The organism is Ancylobacter novellus DSM 506, assembly GCF_000092925.1.
Lineage (GTDB): Bacteria > Pseudomonadota > Alphaproteobacteria > Rhizobiales > Xanthobacteraceae > Ancylobacter > Ancylobacter novellus.
In genome coordinates, this window is sequence record NC_014217.1 from 4,587,245 (window position 1) to 4,607,023 (window position 19,779).

Below are 19,779 nucleotides of genomic sequence, written 5' to 3' on the forward strand. Positions count from 1 at the left end.
TTAAGATTACAAATCGAGCGCTTTGACCTAACCTGCTGCCAATCTTGGTCGCCCTCATGGACGAACGCAGCGTTGGGATCGAAATTAACCCGACGCCGCGACCGTGAGCTTCGCCGCTACATCGCTAATCAACGACCTTAGCCAGCGGTGGGCCGGATCATGGCGGTAGCGCACATGCCAGGCCATCTCAACCGGAAAGGTTCCGAGGTCGATCGGGGCCGGCAACACCTTCAGCCGAGGATCAAGGGCGAGCCTGTGGCAGATCAGCTTGGGCAGCGTTCCGATATGGTCCGTCACGGCGACCATCTCGGCGACCGCGAAGAAATTGGTGACCGAGATTGCGACCTCGCGCGTGACCTGTTGTTGCGCCAGAACCTGAAATAGCCCGGCGCGCATGCGGCCGGGTGAAACGACATTGATGTGCTTGAGCCGCTCGAACTGATCGCGAGTGATGGTCTCGCCGATGTCGGGGTGATCCGCCCGAACCACGCAGGCGAGGCCCTCGTCCATCAGGTGCTGCACAACCAGATTGTCCGGCGGATCGACGATGCGCCCGAGCGCCAGTGCCGTGGTACCCGAGACGACGCCGGTATCCACCAGATCGTTGCCGTAGGGAGTAAGGCTGAGCTGGATGCCGGGCGCGGCTTGCTGGAGCCTTGACGCTATGGCGGGGACCAGCACGAACTCCACATAACCGTTCGGCGCGATCGTCAACAGACGCTCGGCCTTGGCCGGATCGAAGTCCTGCTGGCCAATGACCGCATCATCGAGCCGCGACAAGGCGTCCGCGATGAACGGGGCAAGCTCCAGGGCGATCGGCGTCGGTTGTATACCGTAGCGCTCACGGACGAACAGCTGGTCCTGCAGCAGGGTGCGCAGCCGCCCGAGTGCATTGGAGAGCGCCGGCTGCGTCATGCCGACCCGCTCTGCCGCACGCGTGACGCTACGCTCCTCCATAAGGGCGATGAAGATTGGCAGAAGGTTCAGATCGTAGCGCATCAGATATACTGCCGAAGATATATCTGAAATCAAGGAAATAAAGTTCTGGAATATATCTCCAGGGGCCATGTTGTTCTCGTCCTCAGCGGACATAGCAGACAACGGAGGCTCAAATGACCAAGGGTACGGTGCTCGTGATCGGCTCCAACGCGACGCGGATCGAGCTGCAGGGCGGCGGCTCCGCCGCGATCGGCCAATATCTCAATGAAACCGTGGTGCCCGCGATGGCCCTGATCGACGCCGGCTACGAGGTCGTGCTCGCCACGCCGAACGGAAGCAAGCCGCATATCGACGAAGCGTCGGACTCCGCGCAGCATTTCGGCGGGGACGAGGACGCCTATGCGCGCGCCAGGAGCTTCTATGCCGACCATCCCTCGATGAACGAGGTGCGCACGCTGCGCTCCGTGATCGATGATGGGCTCGATGGTTATGCCGGCCTGTTCGTGCCCGGCGGCCACGCTCCGGTCGTCGACCTGATGCAGGATGACGCGCTGGAAATCATCCTTCGCCACTTCCATGAGGCAGCGAAGCCGACCGCGTTGCTCTGCCATGGCCCGGTCGCTATCGTCGCGGCGCTGCCCGCCGCCCGCGAATTCCGTGCGGCACTCGTCGCCGGCGACGAGGCGAAGGCCGTGGACCTGGCAAAGGGGTGGGCATACGCCGGCTACCGGATGACGGTTTTTTCGGCCAGCGAAGAGACAGCGGCGGAGAACAACCTTCTCGGCGGCAAGCTGTACTTCGACATGCCCAAGGCCCTGCGGCTCGCCGGTGGGCAGGTGACGACCAACCCGGTCGATTTCGCACCCAATGTGGTGGTCGATCGCGAACTGATCACCGGTCAGAACCCAGGCTCGGATCACCTGCTCGCGACGAGCCTGGTCGAGGCGCTTGATCTCGACCGCGAAGCCGCCTGAGCACGGGCATGGCCGCCGGCGACGCTCCGTCGGCGGCCCACCGGGACCGCTCTCTGACAAGGAACATTACCATGTCCAATCGCGTGAAGGTCATAGCCATTCTGGTCGCGAGGCCGAACAAGAGCGAAGAACTCCGAAGCCTGATCGACGGCATGGTCGCCTTGAGCCGCAAGGAGCCGGGCAATCTGCGCTACGACCTCTGGCGGGACCCGACCGATCCCGATCGGTTCGTTCTCGATGAGCTCTATGCCGATACCGACGCAGTCGCCGCGCATCGCGCGACGCCGCATTTTCAGAACTACGCTCCGCCTATCCAGTGAGCAGATTCTCGCACTCTACGAGAATGGCACGGAGCCGCAGCTTCGGTGGGCACCAAATCGACCTCACCCAGGACTGTGAATCTGCAATGACGTCAGTGCGCCAGAAGCCGACCCTCCAGGTGAGTTTCTGAACGCCGATATGGGGCCGGAAGCGGACTGGCCTGTTCGCTGTCGCTGTGCAGATAGCCGCCGTTCTGCAGCCGACCCCATTGCGGACGTTGGCCAGCTCTCCTCTCGGGTATGTGGGCGTTGCCCGCTGGCCCGCGCGGCTCGGTTCGAACGCACGTGCGCCGACGCCGTAGGCGTCGGCGCCAGGCTTCACAGTGCGATGCCGGCCGCGTCGAGCGCGCCGTCGATGCGGGCATCGACCTCCTGTTTCGTGGCGGCCCAACTCGGCGCGGTCTTCAGCAGTCGCTGTTGCCAGGCCACCAGGTTGGGGAATTCATTGAGCGGGATTTTGGTCCGCTCGTTCTGGGAGAAGGGGCCCGCAATGTCGAAGTCGGCCAGCGTCAGCCGATCGCCGACGATGAACTGTCGGTCCGCGAGATGGGCGTCCAGCACGGCGGCCGCGGCCCGGATCTTGGCGAACGCCAGCTGAACGATGGCCTCGTCCTGGGGCAGGCCCATGAAGCGCTTGCCGAGCACTTCATCGAAGGTGAGCGTCGCGAAAATTCGCCACTGCTCGCCCGACCAGAACATCCACTGAAGGATTTCATACCGCTCGCGCGTCGTGGCGCCGGCTAGGTCGCTTCCCGCCCTTTCAGCGAGATAGAGGTTGATCGCCGAAGACTCGTAGAGAACGAAGTCGCCGTCCACCATCACGGGCGACAGCCCGTGCGGGTTCAGCTCCAGGAACTCTGGCGTGTGGCTCTCGCCCTTGAAGAGGTCGATGTTCACGCGTTCGATCGCTACGCCCATGGCGGCGGCCGCTGACGTGACGCGACGCAGGCTTCCCGAACCGGGGTCACCGTAGACCTTGATCGACATCTGATTTCACTCGTTGTTTTGGGTGGTTGAATTTCAGGCTTGGGTGCGGGCGCGCAGGCCATTGAGCACCGGCAGTAGTTCGGCCGGATCGGGTCGCTGCGTGTAGTCGGGATTGACCTCGGCATAGGCGATCATGCCGTCCATCCCGATCACGTAGCGCGCGGGCATCGGCAGCACCCAGGCCGGGTCATCATTGATCTTCGGCAGGTCGTTGCCGAACTGCCGATAGACCTCGATCAGGTCGTTCGGCAACGCGAAACGCAGGCCGAATTCGGCGGCGACGGCGGCGCCGGGATCGCTCAGGATCGGGAAACCGAGTTTGGTGTCACGCTGTGACTTTCGGCTGTTCGCCAGGGTCTGGGGCGACAGGGCCGCGAGGCTGGCGCCGCGAACTTCGACCTCGGCGCGGACCTCTTCCAGAGCCTGCAGATCGTAGTTGCAGTAGGGGCACCAGACGCCGCGATAGAAGGTCGCGACAAGCGCTCCGCGCGCCAGCAAGGCGCGCGAGCTGACGCTGTCGCCGTTCGCATCCTGGAGCATGAATTCCGGCGCCCGATCGCCGGCCCTTAAGGCGTTCTCGGCCTGTCCGCTGTCGATCAGCGCCTGGGTCGCGCGCTGCATCGTCTGCAGTTGGGCGCGGGTGGGCACGAGCGGAAAACGTCCGTTCTCGAAGTCGTCGCGCATAGCGTCGAGCTTGTCTTGGAGTGTCATGGTCATTCTCGGATCGCGGCGGAAACGCCGTGAGACAGGAATTAGGACCTCCACCAAAGGACGTGTATCCATCCAATTCGAACAGCTTATATCCGGATTCCGAATGAGTGATCGTTGGCAGGAAATGACCGTCTTCGTGCGCGTGGCCGAGGGAGGCAGCCTTTCGCGAGCGGCGCGCGAGCTGAACTTGTCGCAGCCCTCGGTATCACGGATCGTCGGTGGGCTGGAGGCGCGGCTGGGCACGACGCTGCTGCTGCGCACGACCCGCAGCATATCCCTGACTGAAGCCGGCGCCCTGTACCTGGAGCGTGCGAGATATCTGTTGGCGGAGATGGAAGAGGCTGAGCAGGCGACCCGAGGGGTCGACTCGCTGCACGGCGTCGTCCGCCTCGCCATGCCGGTGCTCTATGGCGCGCGAGCGGTCATCCCGGCGCTGGCGCCGTTCCTGTCTCGGCATCCGGACCTTCGGGTCGAAATCATCATGACCGACGCGCGACAAAACCTCGTAGTGGACGGGGTCGACGTCTCCATACGCCTGGGCGTCGGGCCGCTCGACGACTCCACCTTCGGCGCGCGCAAGCTGGCCCAGGTCGAGCGGCTGGTGGTCGCGGCGCCGGCCTATCTCTCTTCACGCGGCGAGCCGGCCACTCCCGCTGAACTCGCCGGGCACGATTGCATCATCCAGCAGGGCGTTTTTTTCGGTCGCGAAAGCTGGCGCTTTGCGCACGGTCACACCGTCACGTCCGTCGATCTGTCGGCGAAGCTCTGGATCAACTCGGCGCCCGGCGTCCTGGCGGCGGCGGTCGCTGGCCTAGGCGTCGCGCTGGCGACCCGCGTCATGGCTGGAGAAGAACTGCGCAGCGGCCAGCTTGTACAACTGCTGGGCCACTATCGGCTCGAGCCCGCCGAAGTCTACGCTGTCTTTCCAGCGGGACCGAAGCCGTCAGCGAAAGTCCGGGCCATCGTGGATCACCTCGGTGCGGCGCTCGAAAGATCCGGCCAAGCATTCTCGCCCGCTCCGCCGCGCCAAGCGTGATGTCCCGTTTCCACCCCCAGCCGGTCATCGCCGCGGGAGATACCCAAGACCAGCGCAACGGCGCAATCGGGGCCGTATGCGGAATGGCGGCCTTTGGCGTCAGACCAGTCAAAGCGGCGGTCGTGATTAACCGACGCGGCGTCCTGAAGTGACCACCTGCAGAGGTTCGAGAGGTCCGCTTCCGGCGCAGCCCGCGTGAGCGATTAACCAGTTTTGGAGTCCTCGACGGCGGAATGCTGGATTCACATTGATACAGGCGGTGCCATCGCGCCGCGTCAACGCGGTCACGAGCGAGGAGGGACTGGAGCAGGACTTCAACTCGCTGGACGCGCAATACGGTGCCTGCTCGGCCTATGTGGCGAGCCAGGCCAGCGAAGGCTGGGTACTGCTGAAGGACCGCTACGATGATGGCGGCTTGTCCGGCGGCACGCTGGAGCGTCCCGCGCTCCAGCGCCTGCTGACGGATATCGCAGCGAGCAAGGTCGACATCGTCGTCGTCTACAAGGTCGACCGTTTGACCCGTTCGCTGCTCGACTTCGCCAGGCTGGTCGAAGCGCTCGACAAGACCGGCACCTCCTTCGTCTCCATCACCCAGTCCTTCAACACCACTACCAGCATGGGGCGGCTGACGCTGAACATGCTGTTGTCCTTTGCGCAGTTCGAGCGCGAGGTCACCGCCGAGCGCATTCGCGACAAGCTGGCGGCGTCCAAGGCGCGCGGCATGTGGATGGGAGGCACCCCGCCGCTGGGCTATGAACCGAATGGCCGCAGCCTCGCCATCGTCGAGGAGCATGCCGATCTCGTGAGGTCGATTTTCCAGCTCTATCTCGACCTCGGCACCGTCCGCGCTGTCTGCGACGAGCTGGATCGCCGCGGCATCGCGAAGCCCCTCCGGCTCTCGAAGGCTGGCAAGGAACATGGGGGACGGCCCTTCGGCCGCGGCGAGCTCTATGCCCTGCTCTCCAACCCGATCTATATCGGCCGTATCCAGCACAAGGGCGTGCTCCATCAAGGCCTGCATCCGGCAATCATCGATCCGCCGGTCTGGGACGCCGTCCAGCAACAGCTCAAGGACCAGCGCACCGGCGAGCGCCACATCCGGTCGGCCGCGCATCGCAGCCTGCTAGTCGGCAAGCTGGTCGATGGGGATGGACAGCCGCTTGTTGCCTCCCACGCCAGCAAGGGCGCCCGGCGCTACCGCTATTATGTCAGCCGCGATCTGCAGCTGGGCGGCAAGGATGCCAAAGCCAACGGACTGCGTATTCCGGCAGCGGAGATCGAGCAGTTAGTCTGCGCCCGCCTGGCCGAGCGGCTCGATGATCCGGTCGCGCTGATCGAGCAGATCAATCCGGGCCTTTCGCTTCCCGACAGCATCAGCAACATCATCGCCATCTGCCGCGACACGGTGGCCGTCCTGCGCGGTGCTGATCACCCCGCCATCGCACAGCTGATCGCCAGTGTGGTCGAACGCATCGAAGTCCGACCCGATGGCATCACCATCAAGCTCGACCGCAACAACATAGCTGCTTCACTGAACATCAATGCCTCGGCTGAAGATGCTCAGCCGATCGAGATCGCCATAGCGGTCAAGCTCAAGCGCGCCAGCTTCGCGCTTCGTCTCGTTCTGCCGAACGGCAACGCTGCTCTCCCTCAGACCGACGATCGTCTGCTCAAGGTCATCGCCACGGCTCGCGAATGGTGGAAGCAGCTCATGGCCGATCCCAAGCTGCGCATCGCCGACCTCGCCGCCGCCAATGCCGTGACCGAATCCTGGGTCACCCGCGTGCTGCGTCTCGCCTTCCTTGATCCTGCGATCGTCCAGCAGATCATCTCCGGCACCGCGCCTGTCGCTCTCACCTTCGACAGCCTGCGCGCTCCCGATGCCGTTCCCGCACTCTGGTCCGCCCAGCGCGCGCTGCACCAGATCAGCATCACCCGCTAAGTCGCGCGGCGGGAAATTCCGTACTGGAAAATTCGGCCGAGAGAGAAAGCGCTATTTCCGCGCCCTGAGAGCGCCAATTCCGTACCACAGAGAGAAATGCAACGCCGGGAAACCCGCAGACACGCGGGATTTGCGGGCTCAAGCCAAGGCGGGGCGGATTGCGGCAGACTGAATGGCGGAGGGAGCGGGATTCGAACCCTACAAAAAATTCTTTAGAATCAACGATGTTAGGCCCAAATGTGCCGCATAATGTTGGACGCTATGTTGGACATGGAGGGCTGCAGAAATATTTTACCCCGCCGCCGGTTAGGGCGACGGGGCTGCATCACCTGCTGGGGACCCCGTCCAACTGGCGATGATCGCCGCCCGCGGAGGAGAACAATACGCGGCGGCAATGGGGTTGGGTGCTCACGCGGTGGCGGCCAGCCGCTCCACGTCCTGGTAGATCCGCGTCCAAACGTGCACCGGCCAATCGGCTTCGGCGATGTCCACGGCGCTGGCGTCTTCGATGTCGTGAAGCTCGAGCAACGCGATTTTGATCTTGATCGCCAACTCCGGCAGCGAAGCCGCAGGGCGATCGATGAGACGCCCGAGCACTGCGTTCATGCGCTCCTCGGCGGCGCTGTCGTCCCGGCCGGCAGCCGTCGCGCCGGTGGCGTCGGAGATTGCCTCCACAATGCTCCACTGCCGCAACCCGGTGGGATGCCGGTGGTGCTTGCGAGCACCTTAATGACGGCCTCGGCGGCATTAAGGGCCACAGTGTGCATCGGTTCCCAGCGCGCCTTTAGGGGCAGCCATTCGGCGCGGCGACGCCAGTAGTCGGCCGCGAGGGCGGGAACGGTTCTGTCGTCCTCCTCGGCGGTGAGCTCCATCGGCGGCTGGTCGACCGGCTGGTCGTAGCTCGGCTGATGCGGCGTGCGGATGGTGCCGGTCTGGCCGGCGCGCAGGTCGTGCATGTCGCACGCGGCCTCGATGGCGCGGTCGATGTCGGTGCGGGTCTGAAGGTTCATGATCAGCCCTCCACCCAGTCGGCGCGAACCGCTTCCAGCGACAGGAACTGCTCGAACATCTTGCTGGCGTTCGCGAGGATGCGCTGGGCGGAATTCTCGTCCGCCGGGAGCATGCCGCAAATCTTGGCAGCGATCTGGCGCTCGCAAATGATGCGGACCTCGGTCTCGGTGGCGCGATCGACAAGGCGGGGGGTGGGAGTGTGGATGGTCATGGTGTTGGTCTCTTCGGTATCGGCTGTTCAAGGCCGCGCCTGGTGACAGACCAGGCAGCCGGGAGTTGAACACCTGCCGAAGAGACAGGCCGTTGCGCTTTTAAGGTATTACCCTCTGGACATGGCGCACCGCTCCCGGCCATACTGATGGCCAGGTTCGGTCGCCCGCCAAGGCGCCGCATGCGTCCAGCCTCCGCCAAGAGGCTTCGCGCTTCAGCTACTCACCGTCGCCAAACGGGAGTGGCCATATCTTCGGTCCGGGTGTTCAAGCCCACGGACCACGTTGCTACCGATTCTTGATTTGCGCAAGCGCCGCCCTACGTCGGGCGGCTGTTTTGCGTTGTGCGCTGCGAAGCAACGGGAGCGCCTGTGCACAAGCCGCATTTTTGCGAACCTACGACCACTCCCTTCTGTTGCTCGGAAGCGGAACGTCGTTAACTTCAAGAGCCTCTCGATTAAGGAGGCTATTGTGGCGCTCAAATTGGTTCGCCGTGCGGGCACCCCGAACTGGTACGTTCGCGGCACTCTCCTGGGCACCACGATTATCCGCTCGACCAAAGAGACGGAGCTGCAGCACGCAAAGAAGCGGCTTCGGGAAATCGAGGCCGACATCCGCAGCCTCCGGGACCGAACCTTCAAGGAGATCGCTGACGCATACCTCGCAGACGGCGCCTCGGCCCGCTTCATCGAACCAATCGTGAGTAAGCTCGGCCGCGTTCGGGCGCGAACGCTCCGCCAAGACGTTGTCGACGAGGCCGCTAAGAAGATCTATCCCAAGGTCACAAGCGAAACGTTGAACCGGCAGTTCTACACGCCCTTCATCGCAATTTGGAATTTCGCGGCGCGTAAGGAGTGGGTGCATTCCCGAACCTGGGCTCGTCCACGGAAGCCCAGGCAAGGCACGCTAGTTCGGCGGGTTGTCAGCCGCGCTGGCACCGTGCCCACGTCCTACGACCGCGCTGTAGAGTTCGTCGCGGCCATGTCGCCTGGACCGGCGATGCTCATGACGGCGCTGTTCTACACCGGCATGCGGCCGATCGAGATGCTCGGGTTAGATGCCGCGAGCGTCAACGTCGAGGAGCGATGGATAACCCTACTCAGTACCAAGACGGGAGAGCCGCGGGGCGTGCCGATGCATGAGTTCCTCGTACCCCTGTTCCAGGCGCTCGCCGGTCGAGCCGGTGCCGTATTCCGTAGTCCCAAAGGGCAGCCGTACACGCCGAAGGATGAGGGCGGGGGTCAGCTGAAATCGTCCGTTGGTGGCGCCCGTCGCCGCTCCGGCATCAATGGCATCAGCCCCTACACGGGCCGACATACCGTCTCGACCCAGCTAGTGGTGAACGGCGTGCACCCGCACATCAAGGATCAGATCCTCGGCCACGCGGTGGATGACATGAGCCGGCACTACACCCATGTGCCGCAGCAGCCGCTCATCGACGCGATCAACACCCTGCCGGTGCCGCAGGCGTGGCGAGACCTGCCGTGGTGGGAAGACCCGCTGAAGTGGCAGCGCAGAATGGTGGAGGGTACGGGCAGGCGGACGGACTTAGGGTATTAGGCGCCCTGCTAGTCGCTTGACCATCCCGCTCCATCGCTCTTATCCCCACGGAATGGCACTAGGCATCGCTATCGGCATCGGGTTTGGAGCCGTGCTCGGCGTCGCGTTCGATAACTCGGCCGCGTGCATTGGCGCGGGCGCGGCGATCGGCGCTGCTGTGGGGTACGCGGCGCAAAAGCGGCGGTGAGGGGAAATAACGGCTTGCAAAGCCATAGAGCAGATCGGCCACCCCTTACCGTTACTACTTCTTCATTCTACGGCAACCTTACGGCATGCTCGGCATCTGTAGTTTCCGGCCGCTTGCCGCAAGGCGGGCCGCGGACAGTCATGTCTGTGGAGATGGAGCGTATCGTGGGGAGACGGTGCGCTCCATCTTGCCGTAGCGCCAGGGGCTGGCGTGGCGGCTCCTGGCGCTCTAGCGCCAATGAGCGAGTTCTTGTCGACTACCATAGTGCTGTCCGGGTATTCTCAGCGAATCGCTGGGAGCGCCCGATGACTGAAGTAGATGACAGTCACGAATTTGGGTCCGAGGACGTCACAGAGACGAAGCTACGCCTCCTCGAGGAGTACATCCAGGCTTTTGCAACTGCGCTACGCGGAAAGTTTCCTCGCATCTGGTATATCGACGCCTTCGCAGGGACTGGCTCCCGAACGATAAGGATCGGTGCGACAGATGCCAATATGTTTGGTGAGGCGAAGGAGGAAACCGTCGACCGGAAGCGCGGATCGGCACGCATAGCTCTTGATGTTCAGCCCCATTTTGATCGACTCATCTTTATGGAGCAAAGAAAGAAGCATTACGATGCGCTCATGGAACTAAGGCAGCAGCATCCTCAACGGGATATATTTGTTCTACAGGGAGACGCCAACGATATTATTCAAAGCCAGCTACACCTCGCAGACTGGCGTGGCACCAGGGCAGTCATATTTCTGGATCCCTACGGGATGAATGTCGATTGGAAGACGCTTGAATGCATAGCGGCCACGGGTGCTATCGACGTATGGTATCTCTTCTCCCTTTCAGGGCTATTTCGACAAGCCGCTCGCAACATTTCCGGAATCGATCAGCACAAGAGGGCTGCAATTACCCGGATGCTGGGCACGAGTGAATGGGAGTCAGAGCTATATCAGCGGGAGGAGGTGTTCACCGATCTCTTTGGAACAGAGAGCAAGCACGAACGCCAGAGGATCGCGGATGTTGCCGGTTTGGAGCGATATGTTACCCGGCGGCTGAGAACCATATTTCCAATGGTTCTAGAGCCCTTCGCCCTTCCACCAGTTCGACGACCTCAGATATTTTCGTTGTATTTTGCTCTATCTAACAAAGACCCGAAGGCTATCGGCCTTGCAAAGAAAATAGCCGGTCATATCCTCAATTCTGGCAAGCCATCCCATTCTCGATCGCGATAGACCCGGCCCGTCGCTTTCTTGTTCCTTCCACCCCATTGCTTGAAGAAGAACGCCGCATCAGCGTCGGTGCATTGGTCGAAAATCTCGTCGACCCATTTGGGGTCCATGGGGCGAGCGTTGGGGCCTGACTCGCCACCGACAATCGCCCAATGAATGTCACGTAAGCTTCCGCCCGCCACCGAACCGATTAGCGGCTCGTACGACACGAACCGAACAGCAGCGGGAACCTCACGCAGTTCATCTAAGCGATGAAGAACGCGGTCATCCTCTACGCTTGTCCCAAGCCAGACGTTGGGCAGGACATCGAACCCGTCGGTGCGGAGAATCTCCGCCATCCGGTCGGGTCGCTTGGTCAGGATCTGGTAAGTGTGCCGCGGTGTATCGGCCATCACCGACCACACCTCCTTGACGAAGGCGGCAGGTACATCGGGATGAAAAAGGTCGGACATGGAGTTCACGAAGACCCGCCGCGGCTTGCTCCAATTAAGGGGAGCCTTTAGCGCGCCGTAGTCCAGATTGAGCTTACCGGTCCATTTTGCGCGGCCGCCGCTCTTTCGGGTCAGGCCTTTATATTTTTCGACCCCCATAGCCTCCAACCGGGCCGCCATGCGCATCGCGTAACAGTTGGTGCAACCGGCAGACATGATGCTGCAGCCGGCCACCGGGTTCCACGTGACGTCCGTCCACTCGATTGAAGTTTCAGCCATGGCGGCCTCCATTACCCAGCAACATGCTGAGTCAATGTGGTTAAGAAGTGAGCCTATTTGGAAAAGAACAAAAAGGGAACTATAACCGCCGAGCCCCACGCCATCGAGCCCGGCGGCCGGCCGTCAAAACCAACGACCGATGGCAACATACCCGCAGGCGGCCACGGCGGTGTTCTGCGAGGCGGCGAGGTAGAATGAGAAACCGCTCGCCGTGGTAGCCGGCGTATTGTTGACTGTGGTAGCCGCACCCACTGCATCGCCGCCGCTACCCGTGCCACCCGTCGAAAAGGTGACGACGGCGGGAGCTGCGGCAAATGCCGCCGGGAACGTCGGCGTGATTGCAGCCGAACGAAACCCGCCGATAACAGCAGAGCTGGCAATGTTGACCTGGCGCGTCGTGAACGTAGCCCAGCAAATCATGGTGCCGTCGGCGAACTTGATGAAGTCGCCCAAGCCATTCGAACCCTTCTCAAACAGCGCCCCGGTCGGCGTGCCGCCGCTCTGACTCACCGTGCCGGCTATGGCCTGCATGACGGCGTCGGCGCCGCCTGTGCCGGTGAATCTGGCGAACGAGCCCGCGGCTGCGGTCAGCGTGCCCATGGCCCGGAATGCCGTTGCACCAAGCGTGGTCCGCGCCTCGGCGGCGGTCGTATCATCCATTAGCGTCTGGATGAACGACGTGGGCGCGACATAGGCCAGCCACGACGTGCCGTTCCAGACGTAAAGATCGCCCGTCGCCACGCTGACCACCGACATGCCATGGTCAGCCGCCGTGAACAGCCACGCCGACCCGGTCCACTGCGCTAGGTTGTTGGCGTGGCCGGCCCACGCACCAGTCGGGGAGGTTCCCACGACGTACATGTCATTGGTGACGGGCGAGCCGGGCGGCGTGTTGGCGCCGAGGCTCTGCACTTCGTAGTTCGGACGGGCCGCCTCCAGAATGCCGGCACGCGCCACAAGGGCGCGCACCTGCTCGGCAAGGTAGCCGGAGGTGAAGCGGGAGGGGGCGTCGAAGCGCACCAGATATGCAGCGCCGCTCTGCGTGGTGCCGGACCAAGCCGTCGCAAGCTCGAAGTGCGTCGTATCCGTCACCGAGGCGATCGTTACCCGCTGACCGGCGAGCTCGAGCGTGTCGCCGGCGAGCAGGTCGCTCCACAGCACCGAGGAGCCGGTAACAGTCGTGGCGCCATTGGCCACCGACACGGTGCCGGTGTTGTAGTAGTTTGGCATGGGGAATCCTTGGCGCCGCTGGGGGCGCGGTTCGAAATATGGATGAGGGGGAAGGAGAGCGGCTCTTGCGCGCCGCTTGGGGGCACCTACATGCGGCGCCGGTCGTGCATTTTCGGGAGGCTCAAATGCCCTTTCGGAACTTGGAACTGGAGCCAGCGACGATAGCCAAATTGGATCGATGCCTGGCGAGGGCGCAGGACGTGGCGGTCAGCTATGGAATCGAGGCCAATGGTGCCGGGCTTCGCACCGTGCTGGCCCTCGCGCTCATCGAGGCAGCCAACGCTGGCGAAGAGGACGAAGACCAGTTGGTGGAATTCGCGCTCCGGGCGTTGCCCGCTTATCGGCGTTTAGGACAGGCGTCGCCGCCCTAGACGCGCACGTTCCGCCGCTGTGCATCCTGAACCACGCGAACGGTACGGCTCGCGAACGAGCGCCGGTCTTCCGCCAGGACCCGCTGAAGCTGCGCCACAGCCTCGGCGGAGGCGCCCGCCTCGACGGTGATATGGGGCGCGTAAGTCACCGCCATCGCACCACCCCTCCCGCCGCCCGCCATGGCGTGGTTCGGCACGATGCGGCCCGCCACGTCCGGCACGAACATCTCCGGGCCGCGCTCGCCGACGCGGTAGATCTGGCCCGCATTGACCGGCCCGCCGACGGCTTTGGAGCCGCCGAAGGAGCCCAGGAGCGAGCCGAGCAGCCCACCAGGACCGCTGCCGACGGGGTTGAACAGGCCGTCCAGCGCCATGCCGAGCAGCTTGTCGCCGACCTTGGCCAGCGCGTTCGACAGCGCCTCGGCCGCCGACACGCCGTTCTGCATGTCGCTGATGAACCCGCCCAGCACGTCCTTGCCGAGGTCGTTCAAGTCGGCCAGTTGGCCGACGAGATATTCCTGCTGCTCACGCAGCCGCTCGGCCTCAACCGTGGCTTCGGCATAGGCCGTCGCCAGCGCGTCTATGTTCTGCCGGACCTCCGGCGTGATCTCGATCTTGGCGCGCTCCGCGGCGTTGAGCAGGTCCGCTTCGGCGCGGGCCTTCTCCATCGCGAAGCCGTAGTCGTTCACCAGCGGATTGAGCGTGGCCTGAACCGACGTCTCGTACTGAAGCGCCTGCGTGCGCTCCTGGATCATCCGCGTCATGCGCTCGTAGGCGTCGAGCGTTTCCTTGCTGGTGCCACCAGAGGGCTGGAACGCCGGCTTTGGCTTTACGGTCACCTTTGTGGGCGCGCCGCCGGACATGCCGAAGGCACTGTCCCACTCGGCAGACTGAGCGTTGGTGAGCGATGTGCCCTGGCCAAGGCGGAGGCGCATGCGGGCGACGGAGTCAGCGTCCAGCGCCAAAGCATCACCAATTCGACCGTTGCCAATAAGGCCAGTGTAAACGCTGATTTCCTTTACGATGTCGCGAAGACTGGACAGTCCGTCAATTGCAAGGCCGAGGGCGCCGACGTCAGCAATTGTTGTATATAGCTCAGTCACCGCATTATTCAGGCGGTTCATCTCGGTCACAAGCGTGCTGCGTCGATCGGAGCCGTACAGTTCATTCAGCCTGTCCGCGAGACGCGGCAAAAGATCATCAGCAGCGAGACCGCCTTTCTCGAGCAACTTGCTCAGTTGGGCCGTCGTCAGCCCGAGCGACTCGGCCGCGATACGGAATGCGCCGGGAAGGCGCTCACCCAACTGACCGCGGAGTTCTTCCGCCTGAACCGTGCCCTTCGAGACCATCTGCTGCACGGCCTGCAGCGCGCCCTCGGTGTCGGCCGCACTCTTGCCGAGCGCCGACATGGCCCCAGCGACGGCGGTGAAGATGCTGCGGGTTTCCTCGCCGGCGAGATTGGTGCCCTGGGTTGCCGCCAGCAGCGACGAATATGCCTGACCGGCCGAGAGCAGTTCCAACCCAAGACGATCCGCCGTCTCGCCAATGAACTTCATTTCCCTATCGGCTGCCGCGGAGCCGCCGGTGATGGCCTTAAGGCTGGCCCTAAGGCTGTCGACGCTCTGAACCGTTTTCAGGAAGTCCTGCGCGGCGAAGCCCACCCCAAGACTGGCAAGCAGGCCGCGGCCAGCACCGGAAACCGACGCTGCAAAGACGTCCATCGACCTCTTCGCGCCGGCGAAGCGCTTCTCGATGTTCGTCGCGCTGCGGTTTACGTCGCGGTCGAGCCGGTCGAGCGAGCGCTTTATCTGGCGCGTATCGGCCGACAGCGTGAGTACCAGCGCCTCAAGATCATTTGCCATCCGCCACCTCCGCGGCCTCGGCAACAACCAGCATGGCGACGGGGCAGGCTATCCTGGCGCCAAGCGCGCCAGCCAGCGCTGCGGTGCCGGCCGCAATCAAGGCGCGGCCAACTTCGACGGCATCGTCACCGGCGAGAAGCCGCTCGCGCACGAGCGCAGGCAACGTCGCGTGGAGCGACGTGAGATTGTCGGGCATGAGCCCTCCAGTAAAAATGGGGGAACGCCGGCCGTGCAGGAGCGTTGATGCGCACACATCTGGGAGGAAGCCCATGGCCGACATCAGGAAAATGAACCAAGGCGCGCCGTCGAGCGCGGATGCCCTGGTGGCTAACGAGACCATCGCGGACAGGGCGCGAGCAGCGGCCGATACGGCCAAGGAAACGCTGGGCCAGGCCGGCGAGCGCGCCGTCGAGACCTACACGGCCGGCAACGCTGCCGTGGCGAGCCGAGTCGACGTCATTCCCGCGATGGTAATGTCGGCGCTGGCCGGGGTGCTCGTCGGCTATTGTCTGGGGAGCGACCGGCGCAATTGGTAGCGCCCGGTCATAGAATCCCCCGCAGTCGCATCGCTGCCTCGGCCTTCCGGCGGAGACGTTCAGCGGCGCCGTTGGCGTTGCGCTGCTTCACCATCTCGGCGTTGGTGCTTTCGTAAGCGGGCCAGCCGACCAGACTCATCTCGAGGAGATCGACGTCGAGGATGGTGCGCACCGGAAAGCCAGCACCATCGGTGTCCCAATCTTCCTCGACAACGCGAAAGCCTATTGAGCACCCTTTGATGTCCCGACGCGAGACGGTGCCTATGGCGGTCTGCCCGTCCGGGGTGGACGGGTCCGCCTCGAGCTCGAAACGCAGCCCCTGGGCATCCTCGCGCAACTGCAATGTGCCTGCAGACACCCGCCCCAGAATGCGGCCAGGATCGTGGTGGAGGAGGGCCAGCACGTCCGGCGTCTCGCGTAGGCTACGGCTGAAGCAGCCGGGCCGCAGGAACTCCCGGAAGGCGCCTGCGATGATGGCCGGGCTATTGAAGCGGGCGGCATGGCCGGTGATGAAGTTGCCGCTGGTCTCAGGCGCCGCTTCGGCGCGGCGCTCTAGATCATTTGCCACCGCGCACCTTCCGCTCCGCAGCCTCAAGGCGGGCGATGCGCTTCGCCATCTCGTCGCTCCGCAGCGACAGCGCGATGGCCATCGGGTCCTTGTCCGATCCGCTGAAAGCCTTGCCGCGCACGGTGATCTTGCGGACCTTCTTTGCCGGTTTAGCGTCGGCGCGCTCAGTTGCCATAATAACCCGCCTCCCGCGCGCTCTTCAGGAACACGCCGATGTGGCCACCGTCGACGGGATTGCCGAGCCACCCAAGGCTCATCGGGTTGAGCGTCGACCAGGCGATGTCTTCCGCCTCCAGCTGGCCCCTCAGATCGTCATAGGCCTTCCGTTCCGCCGCGAGCGCCTCGAGCGCGCGGCACAGAGCCGCCACACGCCGGGCGTACTCCGGCCGGACCTCGTCGCACACGACGCGGCTAGCGCTGCTGCGGGCCTCGCGCAGGCGTTGATCGATGACGGTGAGAGCCGCCGTAGCGTCGCGGTCGGTCCGCTTGAGATCGGCGATCCGCTCATGCACGCCGCTCTGCTCGACCGTCGCCTCGCCGAGGAGCGCCGCAACGCCTGCACGAAGGGCTGGCATGGGAGTTTCGGTCAGTTCACGTTCGAGCTTGCGAAGCTCCCGCCGGGAAGCGGTCTGCAGATCCTGCATCTCGGCCCGCTTGGCCGCGAGCGCGGCGTAGGCCGGCACGCTGGTGAGCGGCGGGACGCGGTAGGCGGAGTCGGTGGTGGTTGCTTTCGCCATGGTCACTTCCCAAAAAGGTCGCCAATGGCCGCGGCGAACGCCGAGCCGTTGATAGTGATGGATTTGCGATGATTGCTCGCGCCCCAGTGTCCAGGAAGCGCGTCCGCTTCCCGGAAGCGGTCGAAGGTGCCGTCGGGCCAATGCAACGTGATTTCCGGCCAGTTGCCGACAACGTCGATCTGCGGCGCCGCGCCAGGATCACCAGCGACAACACCGGCCGCGAGCGCGTCGAGGTGGACGCCGGCCGGAGCGTAACGTTCGGCCAGTTCAACCGGCATGCCGCCGACGCTGTGACCGGGCAGCCCGAGGCCGCGATATTGCTCAACCGCTGATGCCACGAGGTGCAGTGGCGCGTCTGTCGCCAGCGCAAGCACCAGCGAAACGAAGCCGCGCAAGCCGACTTCAGGCGGCAAGCCGGGTGCCCCTGACGGCACAATGCCGGCCTCCTGCAGTCTACGCGCCACGGTGCGGGCACGACTGGAGGGGAAGCCCAGTCGACGCTCTATGACGTCGATGGCTTCGTTCAAAGTAGACATCGCAACGAGAAATCCTTGTGAGTTGCGGATGATGAAGCGAAAAAAACCCGGCCGAAGCCGGGCTACAGTTGGGGATACAGGAGCTCGCCAAAGCTCCACGCCTACAAAGGTTACTAGCACGATTTTGGGTGCACCTACGCTGCGGCAGCGTCGTCATATTCGCTGTAGCACTCGACGAGACCTTCGAGGGCGACACGCATAAGCTCCGTGCCCACTGCGGATGCTCGCTTGTCGCTGTGGCCACGAGCAGTCCCAATTTCTTCGGCGCCCGCACCGTCAGCAATGTCGACGAGCACTTTGAACAAGCCGGCCGGCATGCCGCCTCGAATGAATGCCAGCGTCCGCCGAGCGAACGCGGCACGAAGCAGTCGATCCTCGGGACTGGCGGCAGCGCGGTCTTCGTGGCAGCGGCGCATTTGCGCGCCGATAAAAATGTCGGTCGGCTTGCTGGCGTCGCGCGGCCAGGCGGCGCCCGCGTAGCGGCTGGCTAGCTCGCGAGCCACCGTCGGCGGATGCATAGGGGCAGCAGGACCACGCTCGCCGCGGAGGCGGTCCTCTATCTCGAAGATCCGGCAGCCATCCCGTTCCACCACCTGCCGATGGCCGCCGACGGTGCGATACTCCAGCGATCCGGTTAGATGCAGCGCCACCAAGTGCTCCGCCGTAACGCGCTCGCGGACCATGTCGCGCCCATAGCCCCAGCCGGTGTCTTCGTCCGTACCGGCATCGTCACCGAACGCGGCCCAATATTCCCGCCCGGCCACGGCGTCCAGGTCTTGCCGGAAGCGCAGGAGAGCGTGGAGCGCGGTGTTGTTCGCTGATGGCGTGCTGAACAGCCTGCTGGCCGCCAGCCGGTCCCGTGCCGGCCACTCGTGCTGGCCGGGTCGGCGGGTGTTGTCGTTGGCGGCGAGAGCCGCGTCTTGGCGCGCACGTCGTGCGGTAGCGGTCATGGCGAGCTCCAAGTGCCGGCCCGTCTCCGCGGGGGCTTCTGACCTGTAAGTGTTGTTTTCGCGGGAAAACGCCGGTCGATTTCGTGCGGAACCCCTCCGGTGTGCACAGGAATCGTCTCGCGCGCTTGCGCACGCGTGAGTCGAAATACCTGTATTAGCGTTCGCGCTGCTGGAGCCGACCGGTAGGCGGAAATCGGGGCGGCAGGGTTCGGCGTACCCCTAGGGGGTGTCCACGGGTTGCCCACCATCAGATCCCCGACCGGCGGCCCTCCGTACGAAATGTTTTCCGCAAAATCGGAAATTCAGGTTTTTACCGTCGGCGGCTGTTAAGTGGTTGTTTCTGCTCAGACGGACCGAAAAATAAACATGAAAACCTGCGGGATTTAACGCGCGATTGCAGCGACCGGTCGTAGGGAAAACGGCGGGAGAGATTGAGGGTGCCCCCCGCCACGATGACCTATGAGTTCTTTTTCTTGCGGGTGGCAGCAGCATCATGCGATGCGCCCAACAGGCGCCCGATGCGGGACGCGATGAAGTCGCCGAGCCGCTGCCCAGAAACAATATAATCTTCGACGATGAGGATGTTGGAGCGCGACTTATCTACCAACTTCATCGGAACAGATGCAGCTTGGTGTGCGGTTGAGAGCACGACGGAGTGGTAGGCGCGCCCGGCCAAGCCCGCATCAGTTTCGTGTTTTCTAAGTCCATGTGGTCGTCTTGACCGGCCCATTGCTTGTTCGGTCTGGTGGATGATGCGCTCGTCGCGAGTAGCCCACCTCCCGTTGTCGAAGCCTCCCCAACGGCGCTGCCCGAATGTTACGCTTGGAACATCAAACCCAAAAATTAGGTCTTCATGGCACCCATCGATATTATTCAATATAAAGCCACGAAGCTTAGATTTCGTGTCTGGAATGGCGTTGACCTCTATAAGTAGTTCAGGGCTCACGGCCAATCTAATATTATGAGCTTGCATTTCGCTCGCAACGTCTACGCCGTGATCGTACAGCACATTCCAAGCGCAACTATCGATAAAAACATCAATCTGAGCCGCCATAAATCCATAATATGCATTGTGTCGTGCAAAACACCAGATACTGTCGGACCCCGGCCGGTCCTGGTGCGGGGGGCACGGAGTTTGGAGGCCCCCCATGTAACTGCCACACCGCTTCGGTATAATGCTGAC

At 63.4% G+C, this 19,779-nt stretch carries 25 protein-coding genes; 9 read left to right on the top strand and 16 right to left on the bottom strand.

Annotated features, from left to right (window positions below; all coding sequences use genetic code 11):
- Positions 1-84: 84 nt before the first annotated feature.
- Entirely contained in the window at positions 85-999 is a 915-nt protein-coding gene (locus SNOV_RS21590; RefSeq protein WP_013169101.1) for a LysR family transcriptional regulator, read from the bottom strand.
- A 113-nt stretch (positions 1,000-1,112) separates the two neighbouring features.
- Between SNOV_RS21590 and SNOV_RS21595 the strand changes: the two genes are divergently transcribed.
- Both SNOV_RS21595 and SNOV_RS21600 read left to right on the top strand, forming a co-directional pair.
- Positions 1,113-1,913 (top strand): type 1 glutamine amidotransferase domain-containing protein, encoded by an 801-nt coding sequence (locus tag SNOV_RS21595; RefSeq protein ID WP_013169102.1) that lies wholly within the window; start codon positions 1,113-1,115, stop codon positions 1,911-1,913.
- A 71-nt stretch (positions 1,914-1,984) separates the two neighbouring features.
- Positions 1,985-2,233: a putative quinol monooxygenase gene (locus SNOV_RS21600; RefSeq protein WP_013169103.1), complete on the top strand. Its 249-nt coding sequence runs from the start codon at positions 1,985-1,987 to the stop codon at positions 2,231-2,233.
- Between the two features lie 318 nt (positions 2,234-2,551).
- Here the strand turns inward: SNOV_RS21600 and SNOV_RS21605 are convergent, their stop codons facing one another.
- Positions 2,552-3,220, bottom strand: a complete 669-nt coding sequence (locus SNOV_RS21605; protein WP_013169104.1) for a glutathione S-transferase family protein — start codon at positions 3,218-3,220, stop codon at positions 2,552-2,554.
- Positions 3,221-3,253: 33 nt separating this feature from the next.
- A complete protein-coding gene (locus SNOV_RS21610) occupies positions 3,254-3,931 on the bottom strand; it encodes a peroxiredoxin-like family protein (protein WP_013169105.1) in 678 nt (225 codons plus the stop codon).
- 124 nt (positions 3,932-4,055) lie between these two features.
- Between SNOV_RS21610 and SNOV_RS21615 the strand changes: the two genes are divergently transcribed.
- Both SNOV_RS21615 and SNOV_RS21620 read left to right on the top strand, forming a co-directional pair.
- Entirely contained in the window at positions 4,056-4,967 is a 912-nt protein-coding gene (locus SNOV_RS21615; protein ID WP_144296034.1) for a LysR family transcriptional regulator, read from the top strand.
- Positions 4,968-5,322: 355 nt separating this feature from the next.
- The gene (locus SNOV_RS21620) at positions 5,323-6,909 is read left to right on the top strand and encodes a recombinase family protein (protein ID WP_244412817.1); all 1,587 of its coding nucleotides are present in this window, start codon (positions 5,323-5,325) and stop codon (positions 6,907-6,909) included.
- Positions 6,910-7,317: 408 nt separating this feature from the next.
- On the opposite strand, the gene SNOV_RS21625 is transcribed toward SNOV_RS21620, so the two are convergent.
- Genes SNOV_RS21625 through SNOV_RS21635 form a run of 3 tightly spaced genes read right to left on the bottom strand, consistent with a single transcriptional unit; the run spans position 7,318 to position 8,131 of the window.
- Positions 7,318-7,515, bottom strand: coding sequence for a hypothetical protein (locus SNOV_RS21625; RefSeq protein WP_013169108.1), 198 nt, complete (start codon positions 7,513-7,515; stop codon positions 7,318-7,320).
- Positions 7,512-7,919, bottom strand: coding sequence for a hypothetical protein (locus SNOV_RS21630; protein ID WP_013166751.1), 408 nt, complete (start codon positions 7,917-7,919; stop codon positions 7,512-7,514). The genes SNOV_RS21625 and SNOV_RS21630 overlap by 4 nt, the downstream gene beginning before the upstream one ends.
- Before the next feature lie 2 nt (positions 7,920-7,921).
- Positions 7,922-8,131 carry a hypothetical protein gene (locus SNOV_RS21635; RefSeq protein ID WP_013166752.1) on the bottom strand — a complete coding sequence of 70 codons (210 nt, stop codon included), beginning with the start codon at positions 8,129-8,131 and terminating at the stop codon, positions 7,922-7,924.
- 469 nt (positions 8,132-8,600) lie between these two features.
- On the opposite strand from SNOV_RS21635, the gene SNOV_RS21640 reads away from it, so the two are divergent.
- From SNOV_RS21640 to tcmP, 3 genes are all read left to right on the top strand, one after another.
- The gene (locus SNOV_RS21640) at positions 8,601-9,689 is read left to right on the top strand and encodes a tyrosine-type recombinase/integrase (protein WP_013169109.1); all 1,089 of its coding nucleotides are present in this window, start codon (positions 8,601-8,603) and stop codon (positions 9,687-9,689) included.
- 52 nt (positions 9,690-9,741) lie between these two features.
- A complete protein-coding gene (locus SNOV_RS24435) occupies positions 9,742-9,876 on the top strand; it encodes a glycine zipper domain-containing protein (protein WP_470212080.1) in 135 nt (44 codons plus the stop codon).
- Positions 9,877-10,181: 305 nt separating this feature from the next.
- Positions 10,182-11,099 carry a three-Cys-motif partner protein TcmP gene (gene tcmP / locus SNOV_RS23205; protein WP_013169110.1) on the top strand — a complete coding sequence of 306 codons (918 nt, stop codon included), beginning with the start codon at positions 10,182-10,184 and terminating at the stop codon, positions 11,097-11,099.
- Here the strand turns inward: tcmP and SNOV_RS21645 are convergent.
- Together SNOV_RS21645 and SNOV_RS22755 are read right to left on the bottom strand one after the other, a co-directional pair.
- Positions 11,054-11,806 carry a DUF5131 family protein gene (locus SNOV_RS21645; protein WP_013169111.1) on the bottom strand — a complete coding sequence of 251 codons (753 nt, stop codon included), beginning with the start codon at positions 11,804-11,806 and terminating at the stop codon, positions 11,054-11,056. The genes tcmP and SNOV_RS21645 overlap by 46 nt on opposite strands.
- A 123-nt stretch (positions 11,807-11,929) precedes the next feature.
- Positions 11,930-13,036: a DUF2793 domain-containing protein gene (locus tag SNOV_RS22755; protein WP_013169112.1), complete on the bottom strand. Its 1,107-nt coding sequence runs from the start codon at positions 13,034-13,036 to the stop codon at positions 11,930-11,932.
- A gap of 200 nt (positions 13,037-13,236) precedes the next feature.
- Here SNOV_RS22755 and SNOV_RS21655 point away from each other — a divergent pair, with 200 nt between their 5' ends.
- Complete coding sequence (locus tag SNOV_RS21655) at positions 13,237-13,407, top strand: hypothetical protein (RefSeq protein ID WP_187291084.1); 171 nt, start codon at positions 13,237-13,239, stop codon at positions 13,405-13,407.
- On the opposite strand, the gene SNOV_RS22760 is transcribed toward SNOV_RS21655, so the two are convergent.
- Positions 13,404-15,269, bottom strand: a complete 1,866-nt coding sequence (locus SNOV_RS22760) for a tape measure protein (protein WP_013169114.1) — start codon at positions 15,267-15,269, stop codon at positions 13,404-13,406. The genes SNOV_RS21655 and SNOV_RS22760 overlap by 4 nt on opposite strands.
- Positions 15,259-15,465: a hypothetical protein gene (locus SNOV_RS21665; protein ID WP_013169115.1), complete on the bottom strand. Its 207-nt coding sequence runs from the start codon at positions 15,463-15,465 to the stop codon at positions 15,259-15,261. Before SNOV_RS21665 ends, SNOV_RS22760 begins: the two co-directional genes overlap by 11 nt.
- A gap of 73 nt (positions 15,466-15,538) precedes the next feature.
- Between SNOV_RS21665 and SNOV_RS21670 the strand changes: the two genes are divergently transcribed.
- Positions 15,539-15,805 carry a hypothetical protein gene (locus SNOV_RS21670; RefSeq protein WP_013169116.1) on the top strand — a complete coding sequence of 89 codons (267 nt, stop codon included), beginning with the start codon at positions 15,539-15,541 and terminating at the stop codon, positions 15,803-15,805.
- 7 nt (positions 15,806-15,812) lie between these two features.
- On the opposite strand, the gene SNOV_RS21675 is transcribed toward SNOV_RS21670, so the two are convergent.
- From SNOV_RS21675 to SNOV_RS23660, 6 genes are all read right to left on the bottom strand, one after another.
- Entirely contained in the window at positions 15,813-16,373 is a 561-nt protein-coding gene (locus SNOV_RS21675; RefSeq protein WP_013169117.1) for an HK97 family phage prohead protease, read from the bottom strand.
- Positions 16,363-16,548 (bottom strand): hypothetical protein, encoded by a 186-nt coding sequence (locus SNOV_RS21680; RefSeq protein ID WP_013169118.1) that lies wholly within the window; start codon positions 16,546-16,548, stop codon positions 16,363-16,365. The genes SNOV_RS21675 and SNOV_RS21680 overlap by 11 nt, the downstream gene beginning before the upstream one ends.
- Positions 16,538-17,110: a hypothetical protein gene (locus SNOV_RS21685; RefSeq protein WP_013169119.1), complete on the bottom strand. Its 573-nt coding sequence runs from the start codon at positions 17,108-17,110 to the stop codon at positions 16,538-16,540. Before SNOV_RS21685 ends, SNOV_RS21680 begins: the two co-directional genes overlap by 11 nt.
- 2 nt (positions 17,111-17,112) lie before the next feature.
- Positions 17,113-17,637, bottom strand: coding sequence for a hypothetical protein (locus tag SNOV_RS23655; RefSeq protein WP_144296035.1), 525 nt, complete (start codon positions 17,635-17,637; stop codon positions 17,113-17,115).
- A gap of 143 nt (positions 17,638-17,780) precedes the next feature.
- A complete protein-coding gene (locus SNOV_RS21695) occupies positions 17,781-18,596 on the bottom strand; it encodes a hypothetical protein (RefSeq protein ID WP_013169121.1) in 816 nt (271 codons plus the stop codon).
- A 457-nt stretch (positions 18,597-19,053) separates the two neighbouring features.
- Positions 19,054-19,650 (bottom strand): hypothetical protein, encoded by a 597-nt coding sequence (locus SNOV_RS23660; protein ID WP_144296036.1) that lies wholly within the window; start codon positions 19,648-19,650, stop codon positions 19,054-19,056.
- Positions 19,651-19,779 lie beyond the last annotated feature (129 nt).

Excerpts from the sequence above, each read along its gene's own strand:
- SNOV_RS21590 (WP_013169101.1), bottom strand. The coding sequence starts at position 999 with ATGCGCTACGATCTGAACCTTCTGCCAATCTTCATCGCCCTTATGGAG.
- SNOV_RS21595 (WP_013169102.1), top strand. The coding sequence starts at position 1,113 with ATGACCAAGGGTACGGTGCTCGTGATCGGCTCCAACGCGACGCGGATC.
- SNOV_RS21600 (WP_013169103.1), top strand. The coding sequence starts at position 1,985 with ATGTCCAATCGCGTGAAGGTCATAGCCATTCTGGTCGCGAGGCCGAAC.
- SNOV_RS21605 (WP_013169104.1), bottom strand. The coding sequence starts at position 3,220 with ATGTCGATCAAGGTCTACGGTGACCCCGGTTCGGGAAGCCTGCGTCGC.
- SNOV_RS21610 (WP_013169105.1), bottom strand. The coding sequence starts at position 3,931 with ATGACACTCCAAGACAAGCTCGACGCTATGCGCGACGACTTCGAGAAC.
- SNOV_RS21615 (WP_144296034.1), top strand. The coding sequence starts at position 4,056 with ATGACCGTCTTCGTGCGCGTGGCCGAGGGAGGCAGCCTTTCGCGAGCG.
- SNOV_RS21625 (WP_013169108.1), bottom strand. The coding sequence starts at position 7,515 with ATGAACGCAGTGCTCGGGCGTCTCATCGATCGCCCTGCGGCTTCGCTG.
- SNOV_RS21630 (WP_013166751.1), bottom strand. The coding sequence starts at position 7,919 with ATGAACCTTCAGACCCGCACCGACATCGACCGCGCCATCGAGGCCGCG.
- SNOV_RS21635 (WP_013166752.1), bottom strand. The coding sequence starts at position 8,131 with ATGACCATCCACACTCCCACCCCCCGCCTTGTCGATCGCGCCACCGAG.
- SNOV_RS24435 (WP_470212080.1), top strand. The coding sequence starts at position 9,742 with ATGGCACTAGGCATCGCTATCGGCATCGGGTTTGGAGCCGTGCTCGGC.
- tcmP (WP_013169110.1), top strand. The coding sequence starts at position 10,182 with ATGACTGAAGTAGATGACAGTCACGAATTTGGGTCCGAGGACGTCACA.
- SNOV_RS21645 (WP_013169111.1), bottom strand. The coding sequence starts at position 11,806 with ATGGCTGAAACTTCAATCGAGTGGACGGACGTCACGTGGAACCCGGTG.
- SNOV_RS22755 (WP_013169112.1), bottom strand. The coding sequence starts at position 13,036 with ATGCCAAACTACTACAACACCGGCACCGTGTCGGTGGCCAATGGCGCC.
- SNOV_RS22760 (WP_013169114.1), bottom strand. The coding sequence starts at position 15,269 with ATGGCAAATGATCTTGAGGCGCTGGTACTCACGCTGTCGGCCGATACG.
- SNOV_RS21665 (WP_013169115.1), bottom strand. The coding sequence starts at position 15,465 with ATGCCCGACAATCTCACGTCGCTCCACGCGACGTTGCCTGCGCTCGTG.
- SNOV_RS21670 (WP_013169116.1), top strand. The coding sequence starts at position 15,539 with ATGGCCGACATCAGGAAAATGAACCAAGGCGCGCCGTCGAGCGCGGAT.
- SNOV_RS21680 (WP_013169118.1), bottom strand. The coding sequence starts at position 16,548 with ATGGCAACTGAGCGCGCCGACGCTAAACCGGCAAAGAAGGTCCGCAAG.
- SNOV_RS21685 (WP_013169119.1), bottom strand. The coding sequence starts at position 17,110 with ATGGCGAAAGCAACCACCACCGACTCCGCCTACCGCGTCCCGCCGCTC.
- SNOV_RS21695 (WP_013169121.1), bottom strand. The coding sequence starts at position 18,596 with ATGACCGCTACCGCACGACGTGCGCGCCAAGACGCGGCTCTCGCCGCC.
- SNOV_RS23660 (WP_144296036.1), bottom strand. The coding sequence starts at position 19,650 with ATGGCGGCTCAGATTGATGTTTTTATCGATAGTTGCGCTTGGAATGTG.